The following is a 22,866-nucleotide window of genomic DNA, read 5'->3' on the forward strand; positions in this document are numbered from 1 at the left end:
CAGTGGAGACGCCCCTGTGTAAAATGTGCTTTTATTCTTACACTTGCCGCAGTGAGAACCGCAGCGAAACGATTATATATTCAAAATGAAGGACTTAGAGAGATTTCTGGGAAGACAGAGCAAATGAAGATGCAAAAAGATGTTGTTCCCGCTTCAACGTCCGCCCCGCTGCAAGCCCAATTCGTCACCATCACTGAAGAAGAAGCCGGTCAACGGATCGATAACTACCTGTTGCGTGTTTGCAAAGGCGTGCCGAAAAGCCACGTCTACCGTATCCTGCGCTCGGGGGAAGTGCGCGTTAACAAGGGTCGTATCGACCAGCTGTACCGTCTGGTACAAGGTGATGTGGTGCGCATTCCGCCCATCCGCCTGGCGGAAAAAGCCGACAATCACGTGCCGGCCGCCGAATTCACCATTATTTTCGAGGACAGCCACCTGCTGGTGATCGACAAGCCGGCCGGCGTGGCCGTGCATGGCGGTTCGGGCGTGTCGTTCGGCGTCATCGAGCAATTGCGCGCCGCGCGCCCGGACGCCAAGTTCCTGGAGCTGGTGCACCGCCTGGACCGCGAGACCTCGGGGCTGCTGTTGTTGGCGAAGAAACGTTCTGCCCTGACCAGCCTGCACGAGCAGATGCGCGACGGCCTGACCGACAAGCGTTACCTGACCATGGTGGCGGGCGACTGGAAGAACGCGCGCCAGCACATCAAGCTGGCCCTGCACAAGTACACCACCGCCGATGGCGAGCGCCGCGTGACCGTCTCGGACGAGGGCGGGCAGCCATCGCACACGATTTTCTCGCTGCTCAAGAAGTTCGACGGGTACGCCCTGCTGGAAGCCGAGCTGAAGACCGGCCGCACCCACCAGATCCGCGTTCATCTGTCATCGTCGGGCTTCCCCATTCTGGGCGATGACAAATACGGCGATTTCACGCTGAACAAGGCCCTGCAAAAAGCCACGGAAACGCGCGGCGCGCTCAAGCGCATGTTCCTGCACGCGCATCAAATTACGTTTACCCATCCTGAATCCGGCAAAAACATGACGCTGAACGCGCCATTGGCCGCCGAATGTGAACGATTCTTGGTAAGCTTGGGAAAACCTCTTAACTAATCGCAAACACATGGCAAGAAAGCAATTTGATCTGATCGTCTTCGATTGGGATGGCACGCTGATGGATTCGACCTCCACCATCGTGAAATGCATCCAGGCCGCCGCGCGCGATCTGTCGCTGCCGGTGCCGCGCGACGACGCGGCCGCGCATGTGATCGGGCTCGGCCTGCACGAGGCCATGCAGGCGGTGCTGCCGGACGTCGATCCGGCGTTCTATCCGCGCATGGTGGAGCGCTATCGCTACCATTTCCTGTCGCGCGATCACGAGATCAGCCTGTTCCCCGGCGTGCACGACATGCTGGAGGACTTGTCGCAGAACGGCTATTTCCTGGCCGTGGCCACCGGCAAGAGCCGGGTCGGCTTGAACCGCGCCATGAATGATGTCAAAGTATTGTCGCTGTTCGACGCCACACGCTGCGCCGACGAAACTTTTTCCAAGCCGCACCCGGCCATGCTGCAAGAGTTGACGCGGGAGTTGGGGCAAGATATGCGACGTACCGTGATGATCGGTGATACCACCCATGACCTGCTGATGGCCAACAACGCCGGCGCGGCCGGCATCGCGGTCGAGTATGGCGCCCATCCGGTCGACCAGCTGCAGGCCTGCAAGCCCTTGTATTCGGCCAGGACGGTGGCGGAGCTGCACCAGTGGCTGAGCGAGCACGCCTGATGGACGAGATCCTGATCTGCGCGGCGGACGCGCTGGCGGAGGGCGGCAAGGGCGTGCGCTTCGCGCTCACGGCCGGCGGCGAGGACGCCACCGGTTTCGTCGTGCGCCATCGCGGCAAGGCCTACGGCTACCTGAACCGCTGCGCCCACGTGCCGATCGAGCTGGACTGGAACGAGGGTGAGTTTTTCGATTCCAGCAAGCTGTACCTCATGTGCTCGACCCATGGCGCGATTTATGTGCCGGAAAACGGGCAATGCGCTGGCGGCCCGTGCCGCGGCGGCCGGTTGCGGCCGATCGCCGTGGTCGAGCACGACCAGCGGATCTACTGGCAGCCCGACGACTACGTGCGCCCCGCGCGCGCCTGATTAACCACTAAAGTATTCCATGAGCGACAACCTCGACCAGAACACCCCGCCGGCAGCGCCGGCCCCGCAGCCGGCCAAGGCCGCCCCGTCCAATTGGGAGCGCGAGGTGCTGGAAAAACTGGTGTTTGCCACGCTGAAAGAACAAAAGGCCTCACGCCGCTGGGGGATTTTCTTCAAGGCCACCACCCTGCTGGTGGTGGTGTTCGCGCTGAGCGCCTACTTCGATTTCAGCTGGACCGGCTCGGACGGCGAGACGCTGGGCCGGCATACCGCCCTGATCGAGGTCGAGGGTTCGATCGAATCCGAGGGCAGCGGCTCGGCCGCGGTGGTGATTCCGGCGCTGAACAAGGCGTTTTCCGACAGCGGTTCGGTGGCCGTGGTGCTGCACATCAATAGCCCGGGCGGCAGTCCGGTGCAGGCCGGCATGATCGTCGACGAGATGATCCGCCTGCGCAAGGGCTATCCGGGCAAGCCGCTGTACGTGGTGGTGGACGAGATTTGCGCTTCCGGCTGCTATTACATCGCGGCCGGCGCCGACCGCATCTATGTCAACAAGGCCAGCATCATCGGCTCGATCGGCGTGCTGATGGATGGCTTCGGCTTTACCGGCGTGATGGAAAAGGTCGGGGTCGAGCGGCGGCTGTTGACCGCCGGCGAAAACAAGGGTTTCATGGACCCGTTCAGCCCGCTGACGGAAAAGCATAAGCAGCATGCGCAAGCCATGCTCAACGAAATCCACCAGCAATTCATCCAGGTGGTGCGCAACGGCCGCGGCAAGCGCCTGAAGGAAACGCCGGACATGTTCTCGGGCCTGTTCTGGACCGGCGCCAAGTCGATCGACCTCGGCCTGGCGGACGCCTACGGCACGGTGGACAGCGTGGCGCGCGACGTCGTCAAGGCCGAAGATATCGTCGATTACACCCAGCATGAGGGCTTGCCGGAGCGCGTGCTGAAGAAATTTGGCGCCGCCATGGGCGCCGGCGCCATGAAGTCGGCGGTCGACACGGTCAAACCCAGCTTGCGTTAGGCACGGTTGTAGGATGACTGGCCGACCGATTAATATTATCAATACAGTCTTATTTTCGCTTGCGGATCCCCTTTGGTGAACTATATTGGTGTTGTAGTTCTTACCTAGGGGGGCCAACATCATTACATTCCAGTTGTGCAGTACAACGTAGAGAACTACTCAACCGCATCGTTGATGCGGAGTAGAGTGAATTTCGATTCCTCATGCAAGTCCCTTTGTGGGGCTGAAAACAGCGGCGCCATGCCGCTGTTTTCTTTTGTAAAGCCCCCCGCGTCCAGCCAGGCGAGAAAGCCCGCTTGCCGCGCGGCGCGCCACGCGGTCGCGGCATGGTCGAGTGGCGCGTGGCCGTGGCTGCAGCGCTCCAGCAGCAAGTCGGTACGGAGATTGGCGGCCTGGGCTTGCGCCACTGGGTTGGCTATGTGGGGCATGATTGTCCTGCTGAGATTTCCTAGCGCAGTAGGCGAATTCCTAATGCTGTTTCAGTCTAACAATAGAATCGGAGCATGGTTTGATATGCGTCAATGAAGCGCGCATCCTGTAAAATCGCGGCCATGAGCAAATTATCCCTGGACCGCATCCTGCAATCGCAGGGCTATGGCACCCGCAAATTCTGCCGCACCCTGATCGAGGACGGCGAAGTCACCATCGACGGCGTGGTGCACGACAACTATAAAGAAACCCTGGAAACCGACGGGCTGGTGTTCCGCCTGTTTGACGAGGACGTGGTGTACCGTGAACACGTCTACATCGCCCTGCATAAACCCGCCAACTACGAATGTTCGCGCAAGCCCAGCCATCATCCGGGCGTGCTGACCCTGCTGGCCGAGGAGCTGACCTGGCGCGATGTGCAGCCGGTCGGCCGGCTCGATCACGACACCACTGGCATGCTGCTGATGTCGGACGATGGCGCGTTTATCCATGCACAATCGTCGCCGAAGCGTCACGTTCCGAAGATTTACCAAGCCACCACGGCCGAGCCTGTCACCGACGAGCTGATCGCGCAAATGCTGGCCGGCGTCCAGTTGCACGACGAGCCGGCGCCGCTGGCGGCGCAAACCTGCGTCAAGCGCGGCGAGCACCAGCTGGAAATCGTGCTGGAGCAGGGGAAATATCACCAGGTCAAGCGCATGCTGGCGGCGGCCGGCAACCACTGCGCGGCCTTGCACCGCTCGGCCATCGGCAAGCTGGAGCTGGCTGCGCTGGATCTGAACGAGGGCGAATGGTGCTACCTCACTCCTGAACAACTCGCTTTGCTGACACCCGAATGAAACTCGCTACCCTGAAAGACGGCACCCGCGATGGCCAGCTGATGGTGGTCTCGCGCGACCTGAAAAGCGCGCAACTGGCCGACGGCGTGGCCCGCACCTTGCAGCGCGCCCTCGACGATTGGACCTTCATCTCCCCGCAACTCGATGCCATCTACCAGGAACTGAACCGTGGCGGCGGCCGCCGCAGCTTCGATTTCGACCCCGCCAACTGCATGGCGCCGCTGCCGCGCGCGTTCCAGTGGGCCGACGGTTCGGCCTACGTCAACCACGTCGAGCTGGTGCGCAAGGCGCGCGGCGCCGAGATGCCGGCCTCGTTCTGGGAGGAGCCGTTGATGTACCAGGGCGGCAGCGACGATTTCCTTGGCCCGACCGATGACATCGTGCTGGCGCGCGAAGAATGGGGCATCGATTTCGAAGCGGAAGTGTGCGTGATCACCGACGATGTGCCCATGGGCGCCACCGCCGACCAGGCCCACCAGCGCATCCGCCTGCTGATGCTGGCGAATGACGTGTCGCTGCGCAATCTGATTCCGGAGGAGCTGGCCAAGGGCTTTGGCTTCCTGCAGTCCAAGCCCGCCACCAGCTTTTCGCCGGTGGCGGTCACGCCGGACGAGCTGGGCGACGCCTGGAAGGGCGGCAAGGTGCACCTGCCGCTGCTGTCGACCTGGAACGACAAGCTGGTCGGCAAGCCGCAGGCCGGCGTCGACATGGTGTTCAATTTCCCGCAACTGATCGCCCACCTGGCCAAGACCCGCAATGTGCGCGCCGGTTCCATCGTCGGTTCCGGCACCGTGTCCAACAAGGACAGCAAAAAGGGTTATTCCTGCATCGCCGAGCAGCGCTGCCTGGAAATGATCGCCGGCGGCGAGCCGGTCACGCCGTTCATGGCGTTCGGCGACACCATCCGCATTGAGATGCTGGATGACGGCAAATCGGTATTTGGCGCGATTGCCCAAACCATCAAGCAAGCCTGAGTTTCCTGCCGTATTCAATCGATGATCTTTCCCTGCCGCAATCCATAATGGCAGGGTCGAGATCAACTTTAGCAGCAGGCAGACCCCATGGCAGAAGACAGCGACGCCGAAAAGACCGAACCCGCGTCAGCGAAGCGCCTCGAGCAGGCGCGCGAGGAAGGCGACGTTCCCCGATCGCGGGAAGTGGCGACGTTTACCGTGCTGATGGCGGCGGGCGCCGGCCTGTGGGCCACCGGCGACGGCCTGATCCGCCAGTTGCAGGCGGTGCTGGTGTCCGGCCTCAAGCTGGACCAGGAGCAAATCTTCAACGCCGACGTGCTGTTCCACCGCATCGCGCTGGACGTGGTGCAGGTGCTGCTCGCCTGTCTGCCGCTGGGTGTCGCGGTGATGATCGTGGCGCTGGCCTCGCCGATGCTGGTCGGCGGCTGGCTGTTCAGCGGCAAGGCGTTCATGCCCAACTTTAACAAGCTCAATCCCGTCAACGGCATCGGCAATATGTTCTCGACCAATGCGCTGGTCGAGCTGGTGAAAGCCATCCTGAAAACCATCGTGGTCGGTTTTGTGACCTGGCTGGTGGTGCTCAAATACAAGGACGCGGTGATCGGCCTGTCGGTCGAGCCGCTCAAGCTGGGCATCGGCCACACGCTCAACATGCTGGCCTCCAGCTTCATGTTCATCGTCGGCGCGCTGGGCCTGATCGCCGCCATCGACGGGCCGTACCAGATGTGGCATTACGCGAACAAGCTTAAGATGACCCGTCAGGAGCTGATCCAGGAATCCAAGGAATCCGACGGTAATCCCCAGATCAAGGGCAAGATTCGCCAGCTGCAGCGCGAGATGGCCAAGCGCCGCATGATGGCCGACGTGCCGACCGCCGACGTGGTGGTGACCAACCCGACCCACTACGCGGTCGCGCTCAAGTACAACGATGGCATGCGCGGCGCCCCCAAGGTCGTGGCCAAGGGCACCGACGAGGTGGCCGCCAAGATCCGCGAAATCGCCAAGGAGCACAAGGTCACGCTGCTGGAGGCGCCGGCGCTGGCGCGGGCGCTGCACAAGCACACCGAGATCGGCGACGAGATTCCGGAACAGCTGTACGCGGCCGTGGCCGAGGTGCTGGCCTACGTCTTCCAGCTGCGCCTGTTCAGCAGCGGCAAGGGCAAGTATCCGGACAAGCCGCAAAAACTCGACGTGCCGCCAACCATGGACCCGCTCGATCCGGCCTTCATCCCCAAGCATGGCAACCCAGATTTGAATAACGGAGCATCCGCATGAACGCCCTCAGCAACGTGAAACTGCCGCCATGGCTGCAAGGCCTGGCCACCGCGCAGAACAAGGCCAGCCTGGCGGCGCCGATCCTGATCATCATGCTGCTGGCGATGATGATCCTGCCGCTGCCGGCCTTCGTGCTGGACTTGTTCTTCAGCTTCAATATCGCGCTGTCCATCATCGTGCTGCTGACCGCGCTGTACACGGTCAAGCCGCTGGACTTCATGGCCTTCCCGACCATTCTGCTGTTGTCGACCATGCTGCGGCTGGCGCTGAACGTCGGCTCGACCCGCGTGGTGCTGACCGAGGGCCATACCGGCGCCGACGCGGCCGGCAAGGTGATTGAAGCGTTTGGCCACTTCCTGATCGGCGGTAACTACACGGTTGGTATCGTGGTGTTCATCATCCTGACCATCATCAACTTCGTGGTGGTGACCAAGGGCGCCGGCCGCATCGCCGAGGTGGGCGCGCGTTTCGCCCTGGACGCGATGCCGGGCAAGCAGATGGCGATCGACGCCGACCTCAACGCCGGCCTGATCGGCGAGGCCGAGGCCAAGAAGCGCCGCAGCGAGGTGTCGATGGAGGCCGAGTTCTACGGCGCCATGGACGGTGCCTCGAAATATGTGCGCGGCGACGCCATCGCCGGTATTCTGGTGACGGTGATTAACGTGGTGGGCGGCCTGCTGGTGGGCGTGATCCAGCACGACATGCCGTTCGCCGACGCCATCAAGAACTACACGCTGCTGGCCATCGGCGACGGCCTGGTGGCGCAGATTCCCTCGCTGGTGATTTCGATCGCTGCCGGTATCGTGGTGTCGCGCGTGGCCAGCGACCAGGACATCGGTTCGCAACTGATGGGGCAATTGTTCGCCAAGCCGCAGGTCATGTATATCACCGGCGCCATCATCGGTGGCATGGGCCTGATTCCGGGCATGCCCAACCTGGTGTTCCTGCTGCTGGGCGCGACGCTGGGCGGCGCCGGCTACCTGATGGGCAAGCGCGCGGTCGAGAAAACCACGGCCGAAGTCGCCGCGGCCGAGGCCGCGGCGCCGGCCGCCGCCGCCGCGGCCGAGCAGGAGGAGGCCAGCTGGCAGGACGTGATGCCGGTCGACACGCTGGGCCTGGAAGTGGGTTACCGCCTGATTCCCTTGGTGGACAAGACCCAGGGTGGCGAGCTGCTCAAGCGCATCAAGGGCATCCGCAAGAAGTTCGCGCAGGAGGTCGGCTTCCTGGCGCCGCCGGTGCACATCCGCGACAACCTGGAGTTGAAGCCGTCGGCCTACCGCATCGCGCTCAAGGGCGTGGAGGTGGGCACCGGCGAGGCCTACAACGGCCAGTTCCTGGCCATCAATCCGGGCATGGCGACCGGCACGCTGCAGGGCATGGTGACCACCGATCCGGCGTTTGGCCTGCCGGCGGTGTGGATCGACGCCAACCTGCGCGACCAGGCGCAGGGCATGGGGTATACCGTGGTGGACGCCGGCACGGTGGTGGCCACGCACCTGAATCACCTGATCACCACCCACGCGTCCGAGCTGCTGGGCCGCGCCGAGGTGCAGGCCTTGCTGGATCACCTGGGCAAGGAGGCGCCCAAGCTGGTGGAGGATCTGGTGCCGAAGCTGATACCGCTGTCGACGCTGCAGAAGGTGTTGCAGAATCTGCTGGCCGAGGGGGTGCACATCCGCGACATGCGCAGCATCATCGAGACGCTGGCCGAGCACGCGGCGTACACGCAGGACGCCGGCGACCTGACCGCGCTGGTGCGCATCGCGCTGGGCCGGGCCATCGTGCAGCAGCTGTTCCCGGGCGCGGGCGAGCTGTCGGTGATGACGCTGGACAATCGCCTGGAGCGTTTGCTGATGCAGGCGCTGGCGGCCAGCGGCCCGGACGGCGCCGGCATCGAGCCGGGCCTGGCCGACACCATCGCCCAGCAGGCGCAGCAGGCGGCGGCGCAGCAGGAGGCGCTGGGCCTGACGCCGGTGCTGCTGGTGCCGGGGCCGTTGCGGGCCTTGCTGTCGCGCTTCCTGCGCCGCGCCTTGCCGCAGCTGAAAGTGCTGTCGCACGCCGAGATCCCGGAAAGTAAGACCATCCGCGTCACCGCGCTGGTGGGCCAGCAACCGGCCTGAGTTTGATCCAGCGCGCGGCGCGGCCATACGGGCAGCTTAGACTGCCTGCATGGATGACGACTACGACACGCCATGGAAGGAAGTGGTCACACGCTACTTCCCCGAATTCATGGCCTTTTATTTTCCCGACGCACACGCGCTGATCGACTGGTCGCGCCCGTATGATTTTCTCGATCAGGAGCTGGCCTCACTATCGCGCGGTGCGGCGGTCGGCAAGCGCCTGCTCGACAAGCTGGCGCGTGTGCATGTGTTGGACGGTGGCGAACAATGGGTGCTGCTGCACCTGGAGGTGCAAGGCTGGCGCGACAGCGCCTTTGCCGAGCGCATCTTTATTTACCACTACCGTGTGTACGACCGCTACCGCAAACCGTTGGCCAGCATGGCGGTGCTGGCGGACAGTGGCAAGGAATGGCGCCCATCCACGTTTGCGTATGCCCAGTTGGGCTGCGAGATGCGCTTGATTTTTCCGATCGTGAAGCTGCGGGATCATGCAGATCGCTTGCCGGAATTGCTGGCGCATCCAAGTCCGTTTGCACTAGTGACGGCGGCGCATTTGCTGACACAGCAAACCCGCCGCAATGCCGGGCAGCGCCGCGCAGCCAAGTGGTGCCTGACCAAGCTTCTGTACAGACGCCGCTGGGAGAAGCGGCGTATCATCGATTTCTATCATGCGATCGACTGGATGATGCGCTTGCCTGAAGCACTCGATGCGCAATTCAGGGACGATGTCCATGCCTTGGAAAGGAGTGAAGCTATGCCTTACATAAATAACTTTGAACGTGCCGGAAGGAAGATCGGCAGGCGGGAAGGGTTGCAAGAAGGGCGGCAAGAAGGGCGGCAAGAAGGGCGTTCCACCTTGCTTGCCGCCATGCTGACCAAGCGCTTCGGCGCGCTGGATGCGGTGGTGATGGCGCGGTTGGCGACGGCGGATGCGGAGCGGCTGTCCACATGGGCGTTGAATATGCTCGATGCCCGCACGCTGGACGAGGTTTTCCGCGACTGAATTGCGGCCCATTTCCGGCCTTGTTCGTCAGATCGTTTCCAGATTGCATCGTCAATAATGGAAGCATAGGAGTGAAGCTGCTCCATTTGCTTTCCACGAGAGACGGTCATGAACGTTAAAAAATTTACCGCGTCGACTTCCCGCGAAGCGCTGCGCAAAGTCCGCGAATCGCTCGGCCCCGACGCCGTGATCCTGTCCAACCGCCAGGCCGACGGCGTGGTTGAAATCCTCGCCCTCGCCAACGACGATGCCGCCTCGCTGGCCATGCCGGCGCCGCACTCGCCGATGGCGGAACCGGCGCCGTCGCTGGACCTCGGCATCAACGCCATCGCCGCTCCCCCCGCCGGCCGCGTCGAACCGCGCTTTGAGGACGAGTTGCCGCACATGTCGCCGCCGGTGGCGGCCAAGCCGGCCAGCCTGCCGCAGCAGCCGCAACGCCGCGTGGTCGCCTCGCATTCCTCGCTGGCCACCAAGGTCGCCGCCGCCGCGCCGGCGCAGCCACAACCCAAGGCCGCGCCGTCGATCGACGCCGACCAGATCGCCGCCATGGTCAGCGCCGCCGTCGCCAGCGCCAAGGAATCGGCCGCCGCCGAAATGAGCGGCATGATGAGCGAGCTGCGCGCCATGCGCGGCATGATGGAAACCCAGCTGGCCGAGCTGTCGTGGGGCGCCACCCAGGCGCGCGAGCCGCACAAGACCGCCGTGCTGCGCTCGATGCTGGCGGCCGGCTTCTCGGCCAGCCTGGCGCGCTACCTGATCGAAAAACTGCCGGCCAATCAGCGCGACGCCGCCGACAGCCTGCGCTGGATGAAGACCGTCCTGGCGCGCAATCTGCAAACCATGGCCAATGAGGACGCGCTGATCGACCAGGGCGGCGTGTTCGCGCTGGTCGGCCCGACCGGCGTCGGCAAGACCACCAGCACCGCCAAACTGGCCGCGCGTTGCGTGATGCGCCACGGCCCCGACAAGCTGGCCTTGATCACCACCGACGCCTACCGTATCGGCGCCCACGAACAGCTGCGCATCTACGGCAAGATCCTGGGCGTGATGGTGCATTCGGTCAAGGACGAGGCCGACCTGCGCATCGCCCTCAAGGAACTGAAGAACAAGCACACGGTGCTGATCGACACCGTCGGCGTCAGCCAGCGCGACCAGATGGTGACCGAGCAAGTCTCCATGCTGCAAGGCGCGGACGCCAACGTCAAACGCCTGCTGTGCCTGAACGCCACCGCCACCCAGGACACCCTGAGCGAGGTGGTGCGCGCCTACCAGGGCAGCGGCCTGGCCGGCTGCATCATGACCAAGCTGGACGAGGCGGCCGCCATCGGCAACGTGCTGGACGTGGTGATCCGCCACAAGCTCAACCTGTTCTACGTGTCGAACGGCCAGCGCGTGCCGGAAGACCTGCACCTGGCCGACCCGGCCTACCTGATCGACCGCGCTTTCAAGTTGAAACGCGAGCTCGTCAACACCCAGTACCAGGACGCCGAACTGCCGCTGTTGATGAGCAACGATCACAAAGCACTGCGCGAGGTGCACCTTGGCTAACTTCAACTTCGACCAGGCGGAGGGACTGCGCCGCATGCTGGCGGGGCCGCGGCCCCGCATCGTCACCTTCCTGTCGGCCGCGCCGCAGGACGACAAGGGGTCCATGCTGGTCAACCTGGGCGCCTCGCTGGCGCGCGCCGGCAACGACGTGCTGATCGTCGACGCCTGCGCCAGCGCCCACGGCGTGGCCTCGCGGCTCGGCGTCGACGGCGGCCACAGCCTGTTGAACGTGGCGCGCCAGGAGTGCGGTCTGAATCAGGTGATCCACCAGCTGCCGCAAGGTTTCGCTGTGGCGTCCATGACACGCGGCGCGGCGCGCTCCGGCCCCGACGAGACGCGCCGCCTGGCCAAGGCGTTCGACGTGATGGCCAAGCAAACCGGCATGGTGCTGGTCGACGGCGAATTCGACGGCGAGGCGTTCCCGGTGCCGGTCATGGCCAGCTCGGAAATCGTGGTGCAGGTGTCGAATAGCGCTACCTCGATCAAGGCCGCCTACAGTATGATTAAGCGCCTGAACCAGGAACTGGGCCGGCGCCCGTTCGGGATTCTGGTCACCGGGGCTTCCGAATCGGAGGCAAAGGTGGTATACGATAATATGGCACAGGCGGCCAGCCGTTACCTGGCGGTCAACCTGGTTTCCATGGGCTCGGTGCCGGCGGACGAATACCTGCAACGCGCGGCGCGCTTGGGGCGCGCGGTGGTGGACGCGTTTCCGCTGGCCGGGGCTTCAGTCGCGTTCCGTCAACTGGCGGGGCGCTTCGCGCTGGGGGGGAACAGCCAACTCAGCGCTTAATTAATATAAAAATATTCGAATGTACACGGTAAAAGGGAAAGCGGACAAGGACACCTTGCTGACGGAGCACATGCCGTTGGTCAAGCGCCTGGCCCACCACATGAAGGCGAAACTGCCGCCCAGCGTCGAAGTCGACGATCTGGTGCAAGCCGGAATGATCGGCCTGTTGGACGCCATCAGCCGTTACGAAGAAACCCATGGCGCGCAATTTGAAACCTACGCGGTGCTGCGCATCCGCGGCGCCATGCTGGATGAATTGCGCAACAGCGATTGGCTGCCGCGCTCGCTGCGGCAGAACATGCGCAAGGTCGAGGCCGCGATGTCGACGCTGCAGCAGCGCCTGGGCCGGCCGCCTAGCGAATCGGAAGTGGCCAAGTCGCTCAAGCTGTCGCTGGCCGACTACCAGGAGATGCTGTCGGACGGCGGCGGCCACCAGCTGGTGTATTACGAGGATTTCCATGACGACGACGGCAACGACAGTTTCCTCGACCGTTACGCCTCGGACGACGAGGCCGACCCGCTGCGCTCGCTGCTGGACGGCGACTTCCGCCAGGCCGTGATCGACGCCATCGACGCCTTGCCGGAGCGCGAAAAAATGCTGATGGGCCTGTATTACGAAGAGGAGCTCAACTTGAAAGAAATCGGCGCCGTGATGGGTGTCTCCGAATCGCGCGTATCGCAGTTGCATACGCAAGCCGTGGCGCGCCTGCGCGCCTCACTCCGGGAGCGGTCTTGGACTGGGCCAGCGTAGCCGGGGTCCTGATCGCGCTGGCCGGCATCGTCATCGGCCAGGGCATGGAGGGCGGCAAGATCACCTCGCTGCTGCAGCCGGCCGCGTTCGCGATCGTGGTGGTCGGCACCTTCGGCGCCGTGCTGTTGCAGACGCGGCCGAAGACCTTCATGCGCGGCCTGCGCATGCTGCGGCTGGTGTTCGCGCCGCCGCCCGACACCCGCGCCGCGCTGGCGCGCGACATCAACGCCTGGAACCTGGCGGCGCGCCGCGACGGCCTGCTGTCGCTGGAGCGCTACATGCTGGCGTCCAAGGACAAGTTCAACACCAAGGGCCTGCGCCTGATCGTCGACGGCATCGCGCCCGACAAGCTGCGTCAGCTGCTGGACACCGAGATCACCGCCTATGAAACGGAGGAGCGCCAGGCCGTGCGCATCTGGGAGTCGGCGGCCGGCTATTCGCCCACCATCGGCATCCTGGGCGCGGTGCTGGGCCTGATCCACGTGATGGAAAACCTCACCGATCCGAGCAAGCTCGGCTCCGGCATCGCGGTGGCCTTCGTGTCCACGATTTACGGCGTCGGCCTGGCCAATCTGTTCTTCTACCCGATCGCCAACAAGCTCAAGGCCATCGTCACCCAGGCCGTGCACCAGCAGGAGATCGCGGCGGCGGTGTTCTACGACATCGCCACCGGCGACCACACGCGCGTGATCGACGAGCGCATCGCCACGCTGCTGCGGGAGCATTGAGATGCAGTACCGGCGCGCGCGCAGGAAGTTCGATGACGAGGCGGAAAACCACGAACGCTGGCTGATTTCCTACGCCGACTTCATCACGCTGCTGTTCGCCTTCTTTGTGGTGATGTACGCGATCTCGGCCGTCAACATCGGCAAGTACAAGATCTTTTCCGACGCGCTTGGCGACGCCTTCGGCGGCAAGGGCGCGGCGCAGCCGGTCAACACCGAGGTGCCCAACCTGCCCATCCCCAATCCCGCCATCAAGCGCCGCAATGAATTGCTGCGCAAGGAAAAGGAGCAGATGACCAAGCTGGCGCAGGACCTGTTGTCCACCATGGCGCCGCTGGTGAAGGAGGGCAAGGTGCGGGTGACGCAGAACAGCCGCGGCGTCAGCGTCGAGATCAACGCCTCGGTGCTGTTCGATCCGGGTGACGCGCGGCTGATGCCGGAATCGGTGGAGGCGCTGCGCGCGGTGGCGGCCTTGCTCAAGGACGACAGCCACAATGTGCAGGTCGAAGGCCATACCGACAACCAGCCGATCGGCAATACCCGTTTCCCGTCCAACTGGGAGCTGTCGTCGGTGCGCGCCAGCAGCGTGGTGCGCCTGTTCATCGACGCCGGGGTGACGCCGCAGCGCCTGACCGCCGTGGGCTTCAGTTCGAATGTGCCGGTGGCCGACAACGACACGGCGCAAGGCCGCGCGCGCAACCGCCGCGTGGCGGTGACGATTCTGTCGGGTATCCCCGATCCCAGCACCGAAGTGCCGACGCAGTAACCCTCAGTCAAATGGGGGGACTGGCCCAGGGGCAGATCCTAATGCCGCTAAGTTAAGCCTTTTTTGACCACAAACTGATGAGCCGTCATTCCCGCTTGCGCGGGAATGACGGCTATTCACTCAGCGGTATCAGGATCAGATCCCGGTATGCGATGTGCGGGGTGAAATTAACCGGCCAGGAAGCCGCGGCTGCGCGGCAGGGAAGTGGAGATGCCGGCCGGGCCGTAGAAGTTGTTGGCCGTGCCATTCTGCGGCCGCAAGGCCTGCAGCGCGTCCTGGGTGTGGCCCATCTGTTTATTGATCAACATGCCGTTCACGCGGTTCAGCTCCTTGGCCTCGCGCGTATGCTGCAGCAGCGCCTGCCACAGGCTGGCCGATTCCTCGCGCGCCTCGCCGCTGGCGGCGATCCACGCGTCCATGCCGGCTTCCTCGGCCGGAAAGCCGCATTTGCCCAGCGAGCGGTGACGTTGCGCCGACAACAGGGTCATTTGCGTGACCAGCGCGGTCTTGCGGGTGGTGAGGGCCGGCAGGGCCTCGATGTCCGCCGTCACCAGCAGGTGCTGTTCCTGGCGCAGCACGTCCAGCAGGGTGGACATGATCTGTTCTTCTTCGCGCAGGCTGTTCAGCGGGGTGACGGTGGTCATGATGATCCTATCGTTTTCTTGAGTGCAGCAGATCCTTGACGGTATCCAGCAAGCCATCCGCTACTTTTTCCGAGTTGACCTGGAACTGGCCGTCGGCGATCGCCAGCTTGATGCGTTCGACTTTCTTGGTGTCGAACACCGCATTGGCGCCGCCGGCCGAACTGGCCGCCATGGCCTGGCCTTGCGGAGACAGGCGCACATTGTCCGACGCGACGTTGGTCGCCGCCGCCTCGGCCGCCTTTTCCGCGCCGCGCGCGGTGGCGCCGGTGGCGGCAGGCGTCGACGGCAGGCCGGGCGTGCTCTTTAGTGTGTCATTGATTTTCACAGCATTTCCTTCTCAGCTAGGAGTACGAAACTCCGGGATCTGAGTCGGTAACGGCGGCTTGGCCGGAAACTTTAGCTGGACTGTGCCGCAAGTTGCTCAAAATGCCACCTCCACCGTGCCGCCACTCTTGGCGATGCCGGTGATTTGCTGGCCGTTGGCCGTTTTCACCTGCACCACCTGGCCGTCGCCGGCCGTGCTCAGCGCGCGCGCCTCGGCCGACACGCTGAAGCCGTTGCCGCTGGAGACCAGGCGCACCAGCTGGCCCGACTGCACCACCGGCTTGCTGCGCAAGGTGTCGAGGCGCAGGGGAGTGCCTGGAGGCAACGACACCGTGGCGCTGCGGCCGATCACCTGGTTGACGTCGGTGGCTATCCCGGCCGGCAACATTGTCAAATCGCCCTTGAGGACGGTCAACTGCCGGGCGTCGATCGGCAGGCCCTGCACCAGCGGCGCGGCGCTGGCGACATACTCGCCCACCACCGTCACGCTGGCTTGAATATATACCGTCCAGGCCGAAGGCGCCGCACAGCGCACGCCGACCGAGGTTTTGCCCCAGGCGCGCGCGCCGGGCATGAAGAAGGCCTGCGGATCGGGGCAGTCGGCCAGGTTGAGGCGCGGGTCGACCGCGCCGACGTTGACCGTGACTTCGCCCGGCAGGCCGCCGGCCTGCACCTGCAGGAACTGTTCCACGGTGCGCTTGAGCACGGCGATGTCCTGGCGGCCGGCCTGGGCGGCGGCCGGGCCGGCGCCGGCCAGCAGGCTGGCCGCCAGCGCGGTGATGAGTATGCGAGATTTCATGGCGTCGGTTTCCCCTTCAATGTAGCCATCATAGTCTGGCGGGCTGGACTTGAAGCGTGGAATAGGGCTGGAAATGGGGTGTTTATCGCCCGATGGTGACAAGGGCCGACTCCGTATCATCGAACCTGTCACCAATGTGGAAGGGGAGCGAATCATGCTCGGCAGCAAGTTAGACGATTACATGCGCTTTAATGAGACCGCGCTGAGCCTGCGCTCGGCGCGCCAGACCGTGCTCGCCTCCAATATTGCCAACGCGGACACGCCGAATTACAAGGCGCGCGATATCGACTTCAGCAGCGCGTTGCAGAGCGCGCTGGACAAGGCCAATCCCGACGCCAAGCAAACCTTGAGCACCACCGCCAACAAGCATTACCCCAACCCCCAGCAATACGCCGGTACGCTGGCCGATGGCACGCCGCTGCTGTACCGCGGCGTGATCCAGGGCGCGGTGGATGGCAACACGGTGGACATGGACGTCGAACGCAACCAGTTCGCCGACAACGCCATCCGATATGAAGCCGGCATCACCGCCATCAACGGCCAGATCAAGGCCATGCTGGCGGCGCTCCAGTCAGGGAACTAATCATGTCGCTATTTAAAATTTTTGATGTGTCGGGTTCGGCCATGAGCGCGCAGGCGCAGCGCCTGAACGTGGTGGCGTCCAACCTGGCCAACGCCGACAGCGCCACCAGCGCCAGCGGCGAGGCCTACCGCGCGCGCCAGGTGGTGTTCGAGGCGCAGACGCCGACCAATGGCGGCACCGCCACCGGGGTGCGCGTCAAGCAGGTGGTGGAGGACCAGTCGCCGATGAAGATGATGTACGACCCCAAGCACCCGGCGGCGGACGAGAACGGCTACGTCACCATGCCGAACGTGAACGTGGTGGACGAGATGGTCAATATGCTGTCGGCCTCGCGCTCGTACCAGACCAACGTGGAAACCATGAATGCGGCGAAAACGCTGTTGTTGAAAACCCTGACCATCGGTCAAACCTAACTAAGAGCAAGAGGTCATCATGGCGATTAGCGGCATTATCGATACGCCCAAGGCAGCCACCACCAACAGTGTGGACACCACCAGCAAGACCAGCACCGACAGCGTGCAGGCGGACCAGGACAAGTTCATGAAGCTGCTGGTCACCCAGCTGCAGAACCAGGATCCGCTGAACCCGATGGACAACGCGGCCATGACCAGCCAGCTGGCCCAGCTGTCGACCGTGACCGGCATCAACAAGGTCAACGCCACGCTGGAATCGCTGCGCACCGACATCGCCAGCACCCAGTCGTCCACCGCGATCAGCCTGATCGGCAAGGGCATCCTGGTGGAGGGCAAGGGCATCGAGCTCAACACCAGCACCGCCGAGGACGGCACCAAGAGCAGCTCCAGCGTGTTCGGCATCGACCTGCCGTCGGACGCGCAAAGCGTGACCATCAACATCCAGGACAAGAACGGCAAGACGGTGCGCACCATGAGCATGACCAACGCCGAGGCCGGCACCTATCCGATCACCTGGGATGGCACCACCGACGCCAAAACCACCGCGGCGGCCGGCAGCTACACCTTTACCGTCGAGGCCTCCAACGCCGGCAGCAAAGTCACCGCCACGCCGTTGCAGCTGGCGGCCGTGGCCAGCGTGTCGACCGGCAGCGGCGGCGTCAAACTGAATACCTCGCTCGGGCATTTCGCCATGAGCGATGTGAAAGAAGTTCTGTAAGCAGTCATCACCAATAGGGGAATACCATGTTCCAACAAGGACTGAGCGGCTTGAATGCTGCATCCAAATCGCTGGACGTCATCGGCAATAACATCGCCAATGCCAGCACCGTGGGCTTCAAGGCGTCGCAAGCGCAGTTTGCCGACCTGTACGCCAATTCGCTGAATGGCGTGTCGGGCAACAACGCCGGTATTGGGGTGACCGTGTCCAAGCTGGCTCAGCAGTTCACGCAGGGCAATATCGAGACCAGCAGCAATCCGCTCGACGTGGCGATCAACGGCGGCGGCTTCTTCCGCCTGGTGGTCAACGGCGCGGTGCAGTATTCGCGCAACGGCCAGTTCCACGAGGACGCCTCGCACACCCTGGTCAACGCCCAGGGCGCGCAGCTGACCGGCTATCTGTCCAACAAGGCCGGCGTGATCCAGCTCGGCTCGCCGGTGCCGCTGACGCTGGACAAGTCCGACCTGACGCCGGTGCAAACCACCGAGGCCAACTTCCAGCTGAACCTGAGCTCGGCCGAGACGGTGCCGACCACGATTCCGTTCGACGCCAACGACCCGACCAGCTACAACAAGCAGACCGTGTTGAACGTGTACGACTCGCTGGGCACGGCGCACATCATGACCACCTACTACGTCAAGACCGACGCCAACACCTGGGACGTGTACGCCGCCGCCGACAACAAGGAAATCGTCTCGGCCAGCGTGGCCGCGACGGTGGCGACCGACGCGGCCACGATTGCCGCACGTAATGACTACAACAACGCCGTGCGCGCCACGCCGCCGGACGATGCCGTCATTGCCACCGCCGCCGGCACCTACGCCACCGCCGCGTACCAGGCCATGCTGACCGCCGCCAGCACGCCGCCGGCCGCCGCCACCCAGGCCCAACTGGACGCGCTGACCGCCGCCTACACCGCGCTCGATCCGACCGTCAGCGGCTCGATCACCGGCAAGACCCCGGACCAGATCAACGCCATCCTGGGTGCCGCCATCACCGTGCCGGCCGTGAAGGTGGGCACCCTGCTGTTCACTAAGAGCGGCGCGCTGGACCCGCAGGCCATGGCGCTGATGACGCCGCCGCAAACCCTGCCGTTCCAGATCCAGCTGCCGATCTTCCCGGACACCGGCGCGCAAGTGCCAATGACGGTCTCGACCACCTTCGACAAGACCACCCAGTACGGCAGCGTGACCAACGACCTGGGCTCGACCCAGAACGGTTACTCGGCCGGTTCCTGGCAGCGCTACTCGATCGACGAGAACGGCGTGATCCTGGGCCAGTACAGCAACGGCAAGTCGCGCGCCATGGGGCAGATCGCGATGGCCAACTTCGCCAGCGTCGACGGCCTGACCCCGCTGGGCAACAACGCCTGGGCGGAAAGCTCGAGCTCCGGTCCGCCAACCATCGGCGTGCCCAACGCCGGCTCGATGGGCCAGTTGCGCTCGGCGGCGGTGGAAACCTCCAACACCGACCTCACGGCCGAGCTGGTCAACATGATCACCGCGCAGCGCGTCTACCAGGCCAATGCGCAGACCATCAAGACCGAGGACTCGATCCTGCAGACGCTGGTGAACCTGCGCTGATGAGGTAAGCCATGGACCGCCTCGTCTACACCGCCATGACCGGCGCCCGGCACGTGATGGAGCAGCAAGCCACCGTGTCGAACAACCTGGCCAACGCCACCACCACCGGCTTCCGCGCCCAGCTCGACAGTTTCCGGGCGGTGCCGGTGGTGTCGGAGGGCTTGCCCACGCGCGCCTTCGTGGTCGATTCCACGGTCGGCTCGGACTTCCGCGCCGGCCCGATCGAGACCACCGGCCGCGCGCTGGACATCGCCATCCGCGACCAGGGCTGGCTGGCGGTGCAGTCGGCCGAAGGTTCGGAGGCGTACACCCGCAACGGCAGCCTGAAGATCAGCGAAAACGGCATCCTGCAAACCAGCAGCGGCCAGACGGTGATCGGCGACGGCGGCCCGATCGCGGTGCCGCCCGACACCAAGATCAGCATCGCCAGCGACGGCACGGTGAGCGTCATCAACGACACTTTCCAGCCGGGGCCGTCCAACACCCTGGGCCGCATCAAGCTGGTCAATCCGGACACCAAGGGCCTGCTGCGCGGCGATGACGGCCTGTTCCGCCAGGCCGACGGCACGCCGGCGCAGAACGACGCCAACGTGCGCGTGGTCGATGGCGCGCTGGAGGGCAGCAACGTCAACCCGGTCGATTCCATGGTCAACATGATCAGCCTGGCAAGACAGTTTGAAATGCAAATGAGCCTGATGAAGAACGCCGAGAATAACGCGGCAAAAGCTACCCAGATCCTCGCTTTGAGTTGACGCCCCCTCCCGCATAATGCTTGCATGGGATGAACAGGTGAATGTTCGTCCGGCATTGGGAGAAGCATCATGATACGTTCGCTATGGATCGCCAAGACCGGCATGGAAGCGCAGCAGACGCAGATGGACGTCACGTCCAATAATCTGGCCAACGTCAGCACCAACGGCTTCAAGAAGTCGCGCGCCGTCTTCGAGGATCTGCTGTACCAGAATATCCGCCAGCCGGGCGCGCAATCGTCGCAGCAGACCAATCTGCCGTCCGGCATGCAGCTGGGCACCGGCGTGCGCCCGGTCGCCATCGAGCGCATCCACACCCAGGGCAATCCCCAGTCCACCGGCAACGACAAGGACATCATGGTCAACGGCAGCGGTTTCTTCACCGTGCTGCTGCCGGACGGCACCACCGCCTACACGCGCGACGGCTCCTTCCAGCGCGACAACAACGGCCAGATGGTGACCTCGGAAGGTTTCGTGCTGCAACCGGCCATCACCATCCCGATCACCGCGCAATCGATCACCGTGGCACGCGACGGCACGGTGTCGGTCAACGTGGCTGGTGCCAACGGCGCCACCACCACCCAGCAGCTGGGCAGCCTGCAATTGGCCACCTTCATCAACCCGACCGGGCTCGAATCCAAGGGCGAGAACCTGTACGTGGAAACCACCGCCTCCGGCGCGCCGCAGCAGAACACGCCGGGCACCAATGGCACCGGCACCATCCTGCAGGGCTATGTGGAAACCTCCAACGTCAACGTGGTGGAGGAGATGGTCAATATGATCCAGACCCAGCGCGCCTACGAGATCAACTCCAAGGCCATCACCACCTCGGACCAGATGCTGCAGAAACTGTCGCAGATGTAAGGAGCTGATGATGAAACATCCCATTCTTCTCGTTGCCGTGCTGGCGCTGAGCGCCTGCCAAAGCACGCCGACCTCTATCGTCAGCGGCCCGATGAGCGCGCGCCCGCTGACCACCGAGCAAATGCAGTCCGTGCCCAACAACGGCGCCATCTACCAGCCGGCCGCCTTCCGCCCGGTGTTCGAAGACCGCCGCGCGCGGCACGTGGGCGATGTGCTGACGCTGGTCATCACCGAGCGCACCTCGGCCAACAAGAGCGGCACGGCCACCGGCAACAAGTCGGGCAGCGTCAGCGCCACCATGCCGAAGAAGCTGGCCGGCACCTTTGGCAATCCGCTCGCGGTCAGCAGCGAGAACACCTATTCGGACGGCGACACCCAAGCCGCCAGCAATGCCTTCACCGGCACCATGGGCATCACCGTGGTGGAGGTGCTGAGCAACGGCAACCTGATCGTGGCGGGCGAGAAGCAGATCGGCATGAACAAGGGCACGGAATACATCCGCTTCTCCGGCATGATCAACCCGGACAGCATCGCCACCGGTAATACCGTGCAATCGACCGCCGTGGCCGACGCCCGCGTCGAGTACCGCACCGCCAACAAAGTCGACCGTGCCGAGCTGTCCTCGATGGCTTCGCGCTTCTTCCAAAGTCTGCTGCCGTTCTGACCATCATGAAAACTTCCATCCAAGCCGCGCTGCTGCTGAGCCTGTCCTTGCTGGCGCCGTTCAGCCAGGCCGAGCGCATCAAGGACCTGGCCAGCATCGCCGGCGTGCGTAACAACCAATTGCTGGGCTACGGCCTGGTGGTCGGCCTCGACGGTTCCGGCGACCAGACCACGCAAACCCCGTTCACCGTGCAAAGCGTGATTTCCATGCTGCAGCAACTGGGCGTGAACCTGCCGCAGGGCGGTTCGCAATTGCAGCTGAAAAACGTCGCGGCGGTGATGGTGACGGCCACGCTGCCGCCCTTCGCGCAGCCGGGCCAGCAGCTCGACATCACGGTGTCGTCGATGGGCAACGCCAAGAGCCTGCGCGGCGGCACGCTGCTGATGACGCCGCTGAAAGGCGCGGACGGGCAGGTGTACGGCATGGCGCAGGGCAACGTGCTGGTCGGTGGCGTCGGCGTGCAAGCCGGCGGCGGTGCCGGAGGCGGCGGCAGCTCGCTGACCGTCAACCACCTGAGCGTGGGCAAGATCTCCGGTGGCGCAACGGTCGAGCGCGCCGTGGCCACCAACCTGGGCGAAGGCAATATGATCAAGCTGGAGCTCAACAACGCCGACTTCGCCACCGCCAGCCGCGTGGTGGAAGCCATCAACGACAAGTACGGCGCCGGCATCGCCTACGCGCTGGACAGCCGCGTGATCCGCGTGCAGGCGCCCAGCAGCAGCGACCAGCGCGTCAGCTTCATCGGCACGCTGCAGGACATGCAGATCAATCCGGCCGAGCAGCCGGCCAAGGTCATCATGAACGCGCGCACCGGCTCGGTGGTGATGAACCGCGCGGTCACGCTCGATACGTGCGCCATTTCCCACGGTAATCTGTCAGTATCGGTTAACGCCGACACGCAGGTGAGCCAGCCGAATCCGCTGTCGGGCGGCCGCACCGTGGTCACGCAAAATCCGCAGGTCGGCATCAAGGCCGACGCGGGCAAGGTCATGCTGGTCAAGGGCGGCGCCTCGCTGGCCGACGTGGTCAAGGCGCTCAACGCCATCGGCGCCACGCCGCAGGACTTGCTGTCCATCTTGCAGGCCATGAAGGCCGCCGGTTCGCTGCGCGCGGAACTGGAAATCATTTGAACG

Annotated in this window: 26 protein-coding genes; 22 read left to right on the forward strand and 4 right to left on the reverse strand. The window is 64.1% G+C overall.

The annotated features are described in order from the left end of the window. The first annotated feature begins 123 nt into the window (after positions 1 to 123). The 4 genes from FHW83_RS05930 to FHW83_RS05945 are packed head-to-tail and all read left to right on the forward strand — an operon-like array spanning position 124 to position 3,169. On the forward strand, positions 124 to 1,107 hold the full coding sequence (locus FHW83_RS05930; RefSeq protein WP_176645419.1) for an RluA family pseudouridine synthase: 984 nt from the start codon (positions 124 to 126) through the stop codon (positions 1,105 to 1,107). A gap of 10 nt (positions 1,108 to 1,117) precedes the next feature. Beyond that, positions 1,118 to 1,777 (forward strand): HAD-IIIA family hydrolase, encoded by a 660-nt coding sequence (locus FHW83_RS05935; protein ID WP_176645420.1) that lies wholly within the window; start codon positions 1,118 to 1,120, stop codon positions 1,775 to 1,777. After that, on the forward strand, positions 1,777 to 2,142 hold the full coding sequence (locus tag FHW83_RS05940) for a Rieske 2Fe-2S domain-containing protein (RefSeq protein ID WP_176645587.1): 366 nt from the start codon (positions 1,777 to 1,779) through the stop codon (positions 2,140 to 2,142). Before FHW83_RS05935 ends, FHW83_RS05940 begins: the two co-directional genes overlap by 1 nt. A gap of 19 nt (positions 2,143 to 2,161) precedes the next feature. Next, positions 2,162 to 3,169 carry a S49 family peptidase gene (locus tag FHW83_RS05945; protein ID WP_176645421.1) on the forward strand — a complete coding sequence of 336 codons (1,008 nt, stop codon included), beginning with the start codon at positions 2,162 to 2,164 and terminating at the stop codon, positions 3,167 to 3,169. Positions 3,170 to 3,324: 155 nt separating this feature from the next. On the opposite strand, the gene FHW83_RS05950 is transcribed toward FHW83_RS05945, so the two are convergent. Further along, entirely contained in the window at positions 3,325 to 3,597 is a 273-nt protein-coding gene (locus FHW83_RS05950; protein ID WP_229224034.1) for a hypothetical protein, read from the reverse strand. Positions 3,598 to 3,720: 123 nt separating this feature from the next. On the opposite strand from FHW83_RS05950, the gene FHW83_RS05955 reads away from it, so the two are divergent. From FHW83_RS05955 to motD, 10 genes are all read left to right on the forward strand, one after another. Continuing rightward, a complete protein-coding gene (locus FHW83_RS05955; protein WP_176645422.1) occupies positions 3,721 to 4,437 on the forward strand; it encodes a pseudouridine synthase in 717 nt (238 codons plus the stop codon). Further along, positions 4,434 to 5,411, forward strand: a complete 978-nt coding sequence (locus FHW83_RS05960; protein ID WP_176645423.1) for a fumarylacetoacetate hydrolase family protein — start codon at positions 4,434 to 4,436, stop codon at positions 5,409 to 5,411. Before FHW83_RS05955 ends, FHW83_RS05960 begins: the two co-directional genes overlap by 4 nt. Before the next feature lie 87 nt (positions 5,412 to 5,498). Further along, the gene (flhB, locus tag FHW83_RS05965) at positions 5,499 to 6,686 is read left to right on the forward strand and encodes a flagellar biosynthesis protein FlhB (RefSeq protein ID WP_176645424.1); all 1,188 of its coding nucleotides are present in this window, start codon (positions 5,499 to 5,501) and stop codon (positions 6,684 to 6,686) included. Further along, positions 6,683 to 8,806 carry a flagellar biosynthesis protein FlhA gene (gene flhA, locus FHW83_RS05970; protein ID WP_176645425.1) on the forward strand — a complete coding sequence of 708 codons (2,124 nt, stop codon included), beginning with the start codon at positions 6,683 to 6,685 and terminating at the stop codon, positions 8,804 to 8,806. Before flhB ends, flhA begins: the two co-directional genes overlap by 4 nt. A gap of 49 nt (positions 8,807 to 8,855) precedes the next feature. Continuing rightward, positions 8,856 to 9,809, forward strand: coding sequence for a DUF4351 domain-containing protein (locus FHW83_RS05975; RefSeq protein ID WP_176645426.1), 954 nt, complete (start codon positions 8,856 to 8,858; stop codon positions 9,807 to 9,809). Between the two features lie 108 nt (positions 9,810 to 9,917). Continuing rightward, positions 9,918 to 11,357, forward strand: coding sequence for a flagellar biosynthesis protein FlhF (flhF, locus tag FHW83_RS05980; protein ID WP_176645427.1), 1,440 nt, complete (start codon positions 9,918 to 9,920; stop codon positions 11,355 to 11,357). Beyond that, the gene (locus FHW83_RS05985) at positions 11,350 to 12,150 is read left to right on the forward strand and encodes an antiactivator of flagellar biosynthesis FleN protein (protein ID WP_176645428.1); all 801 of its coding nucleotides are present in this window, start codon (positions 11,350 to 11,352) and stop codon (positions 12,148 to 12,150) included. The genes flhF and FHW83_RS05985 overlap by 8 nt, the downstream gene beginning before the upstream one ends. A 19-nt stretch (positions 12,151 to 12,169) precedes the next feature. Continuing rightward, complete coding sequence (locus FHW83_RS05990; protein WP_155466123.1) at positions 12,170 to 12,901, forward strand: RNA polymerase sigma factor FliA; 732 nt, start codon at positions 12,170 to 12,172, stop codon at positions 12,899 to 12,901. Beyond that, positions 12,883 to 13,629 (forward strand): flagellar motor protein, encoded by a 747-nt coding sequence (locus FHW83_RS05995; RefSeq protein ID WP_176645429.1) that lies wholly within the window; start codon positions 12,883 to 12,885, stop codon positions 13,627 to 13,629. The genes FHW83_RS05990 and FHW83_RS05995 overlap by 19 nt, the downstream gene beginning before the upstream one ends. A gap of 1 nt (position 13,630) precedes the next feature. Beyond that, entirely contained in the window at positions 13,631 to 14,392 is a 762-nt protein-coding gene (gene motD / locus FHW83_RS06000) for a flagellar motor protein MotD (protein WP_176645430.1), read from the forward strand. A gap of 167 nt (positions 14,393 to 14,559) precedes the next feature. Here the strand turns inward: motD and FHW83_RS06005 are convergent, their stop codons facing one another. The 3 genes from FHW83_RS06005 to flgA all read right to left on the reverse strand — a co-directional run bounded on the left by FHW83_RS06005 (position 14,560) and on the right by flgA (position 16,159). Further along, positions 14,560 to 15,036 (reverse strand): flagella synthesis protein FlgN, encoded by a 477-nt coding sequence (locus FHW83_RS06005; RefSeq protein ID WP_176645431.1) that lies wholly within the window; start codon positions 15,034 to 15,036, stop codon positions 14,560 to 14,562. 7 nt (positions 15,037 to 15,043) lie between these two features. After that, positions 15,044 to 15,361, reverse strand: a complete 318-nt coding sequence (gene flgM, locus FHW83_RS06010) for a flagellar biosynthesis anti-sigma factor FlgM (protein WP_176645432.1) — start codon at positions 15,359 to 15,361, stop codon at positions 15,044 to 15,046. Between the two features lie 96 nt (positions 15,362 to 15,457). Then, the gene (gene flgA, locus FHW83_RS06015) at positions 15,458 to 16,159 is read right to left on the reverse strand and encodes a flagellar basal body P-ring formation chaperone FlgA (protein ID WP_176645433.1); all 702 of its coding nucleotides are present in this window, start codon (positions 16,157 to 16,159) and stop codon (positions 15,458 to 15,460) included. Between the two features lie 154 nt (positions 16,160 to 16,313). On the opposite strand from flgA, the gene flgB reads away from it, so the two are divergent. From flgB to FHW83_RS06055, 8 genes are all read left to right on the forward strand, one after another. Next, on the forward strand, positions 16,314 to 16,742 hold the full coding sequence (flgB, locus tag FHW83_RS06020; protein ID WP_176645434.1) for a flagellar basal body rod protein FlgB: 429 nt from the start codon (positions 16,314 to 16,316) through the stop codon (positions 16,740 to 16,742). Positions 16,743 to 16,744: 2 nt separating this feature from the next. After that, positions 16,745 to 17,155, forward strand: a complete 411-nt coding sequence (flgC, locus tag FHW83_RS06025) for a flagellar basal body rod protein FlgC (protein WP_176645435.1) — start codon at positions 16,745 to 16,747, stop codon at positions 17,153 to 17,155. 19 nt (positions 17,156 to 17,174) lie between these two features. Continuing rightward, on the forward strand, positions 17,175 to 17,873 hold the full coding sequence (locus FHW83_RS06030) for a flagellar hook assembly protein FlgD (protein WP_176645436.1): 699 nt from the start codon (positions 17,175 to 17,177) through the stop codon (positions 17,871 to 17,873). Between the two features lie 26 nt (positions 17,874 to 17,899). Continuing rightward, a complete protein-coding gene (locus FHW83_RS06035) occupies positions 17,900 to 19,456 on the forward strand; it encodes a flagellar hook protein FlgE (RefSeq protein WP_176645437.1) in 1,557 nt (518 codons plus the stop codon). 11 nt (positions 19,457 to 19,467) lie between these two features. Then, entirely contained in the window at positions 19,468 to 20,208 is a 741-nt protein-coding gene (gene flgF, locus FHW83_RS06040) for a flagellar basal-body rod protein FlgF (protein ID WP_176645438.1), read from the forward strand. 69 nt (positions 20,209 to 20,277) lie between these two features. Then, the gene (gene flgG / locus FHW83_RS06045; RefSeq protein ID WP_176645439.1) at positions 20,278 to 21,069 is read left to right on the forward strand and encodes a flagellar basal-body rod protein FlgG; all 792 of its coding nucleotides are present in this window, start codon (positions 20,278 to 20,280) and stop codon (positions 21,067 to 21,069) included. 10 nt (positions 21,070 to 21,079) lie between these two features. Continuing rightward, entirely contained in the window at positions 21,080 to 21,733 is a 654-nt protein-coding gene (locus tag FHW83_RS06050) for a flagellar basal body L-ring protein FlgH (protein WP_176645588.1), read from the forward strand. A gap of 5 nt (positions 21,734 to 21,738) precedes the next feature. Continuing rightward, positions 21,739 to 22,863: a flagellar basal body P-ring protein FlgI gene (locus FHW83_RS06055; RefSeq protein WP_176645440.1), complete on the forward strand. Its 1,125-nt coding sequence runs from the start codon at positions 21,739 to 21,741 to the stop codon at positions 22,861 to 22,863. The last annotated feature ends 3 nt before the right edge of the window (positions 22,864 to 22,866 follow it).

The organism is Duganella sp. SG902 (assembly GCF_013376005.1).
Taxonomy (GTDB): Bacteria; Pseudomonadota; Gammaproteobacteria; order Burkholderiales; family Burkholderiaceae_D; genus Rugamonas.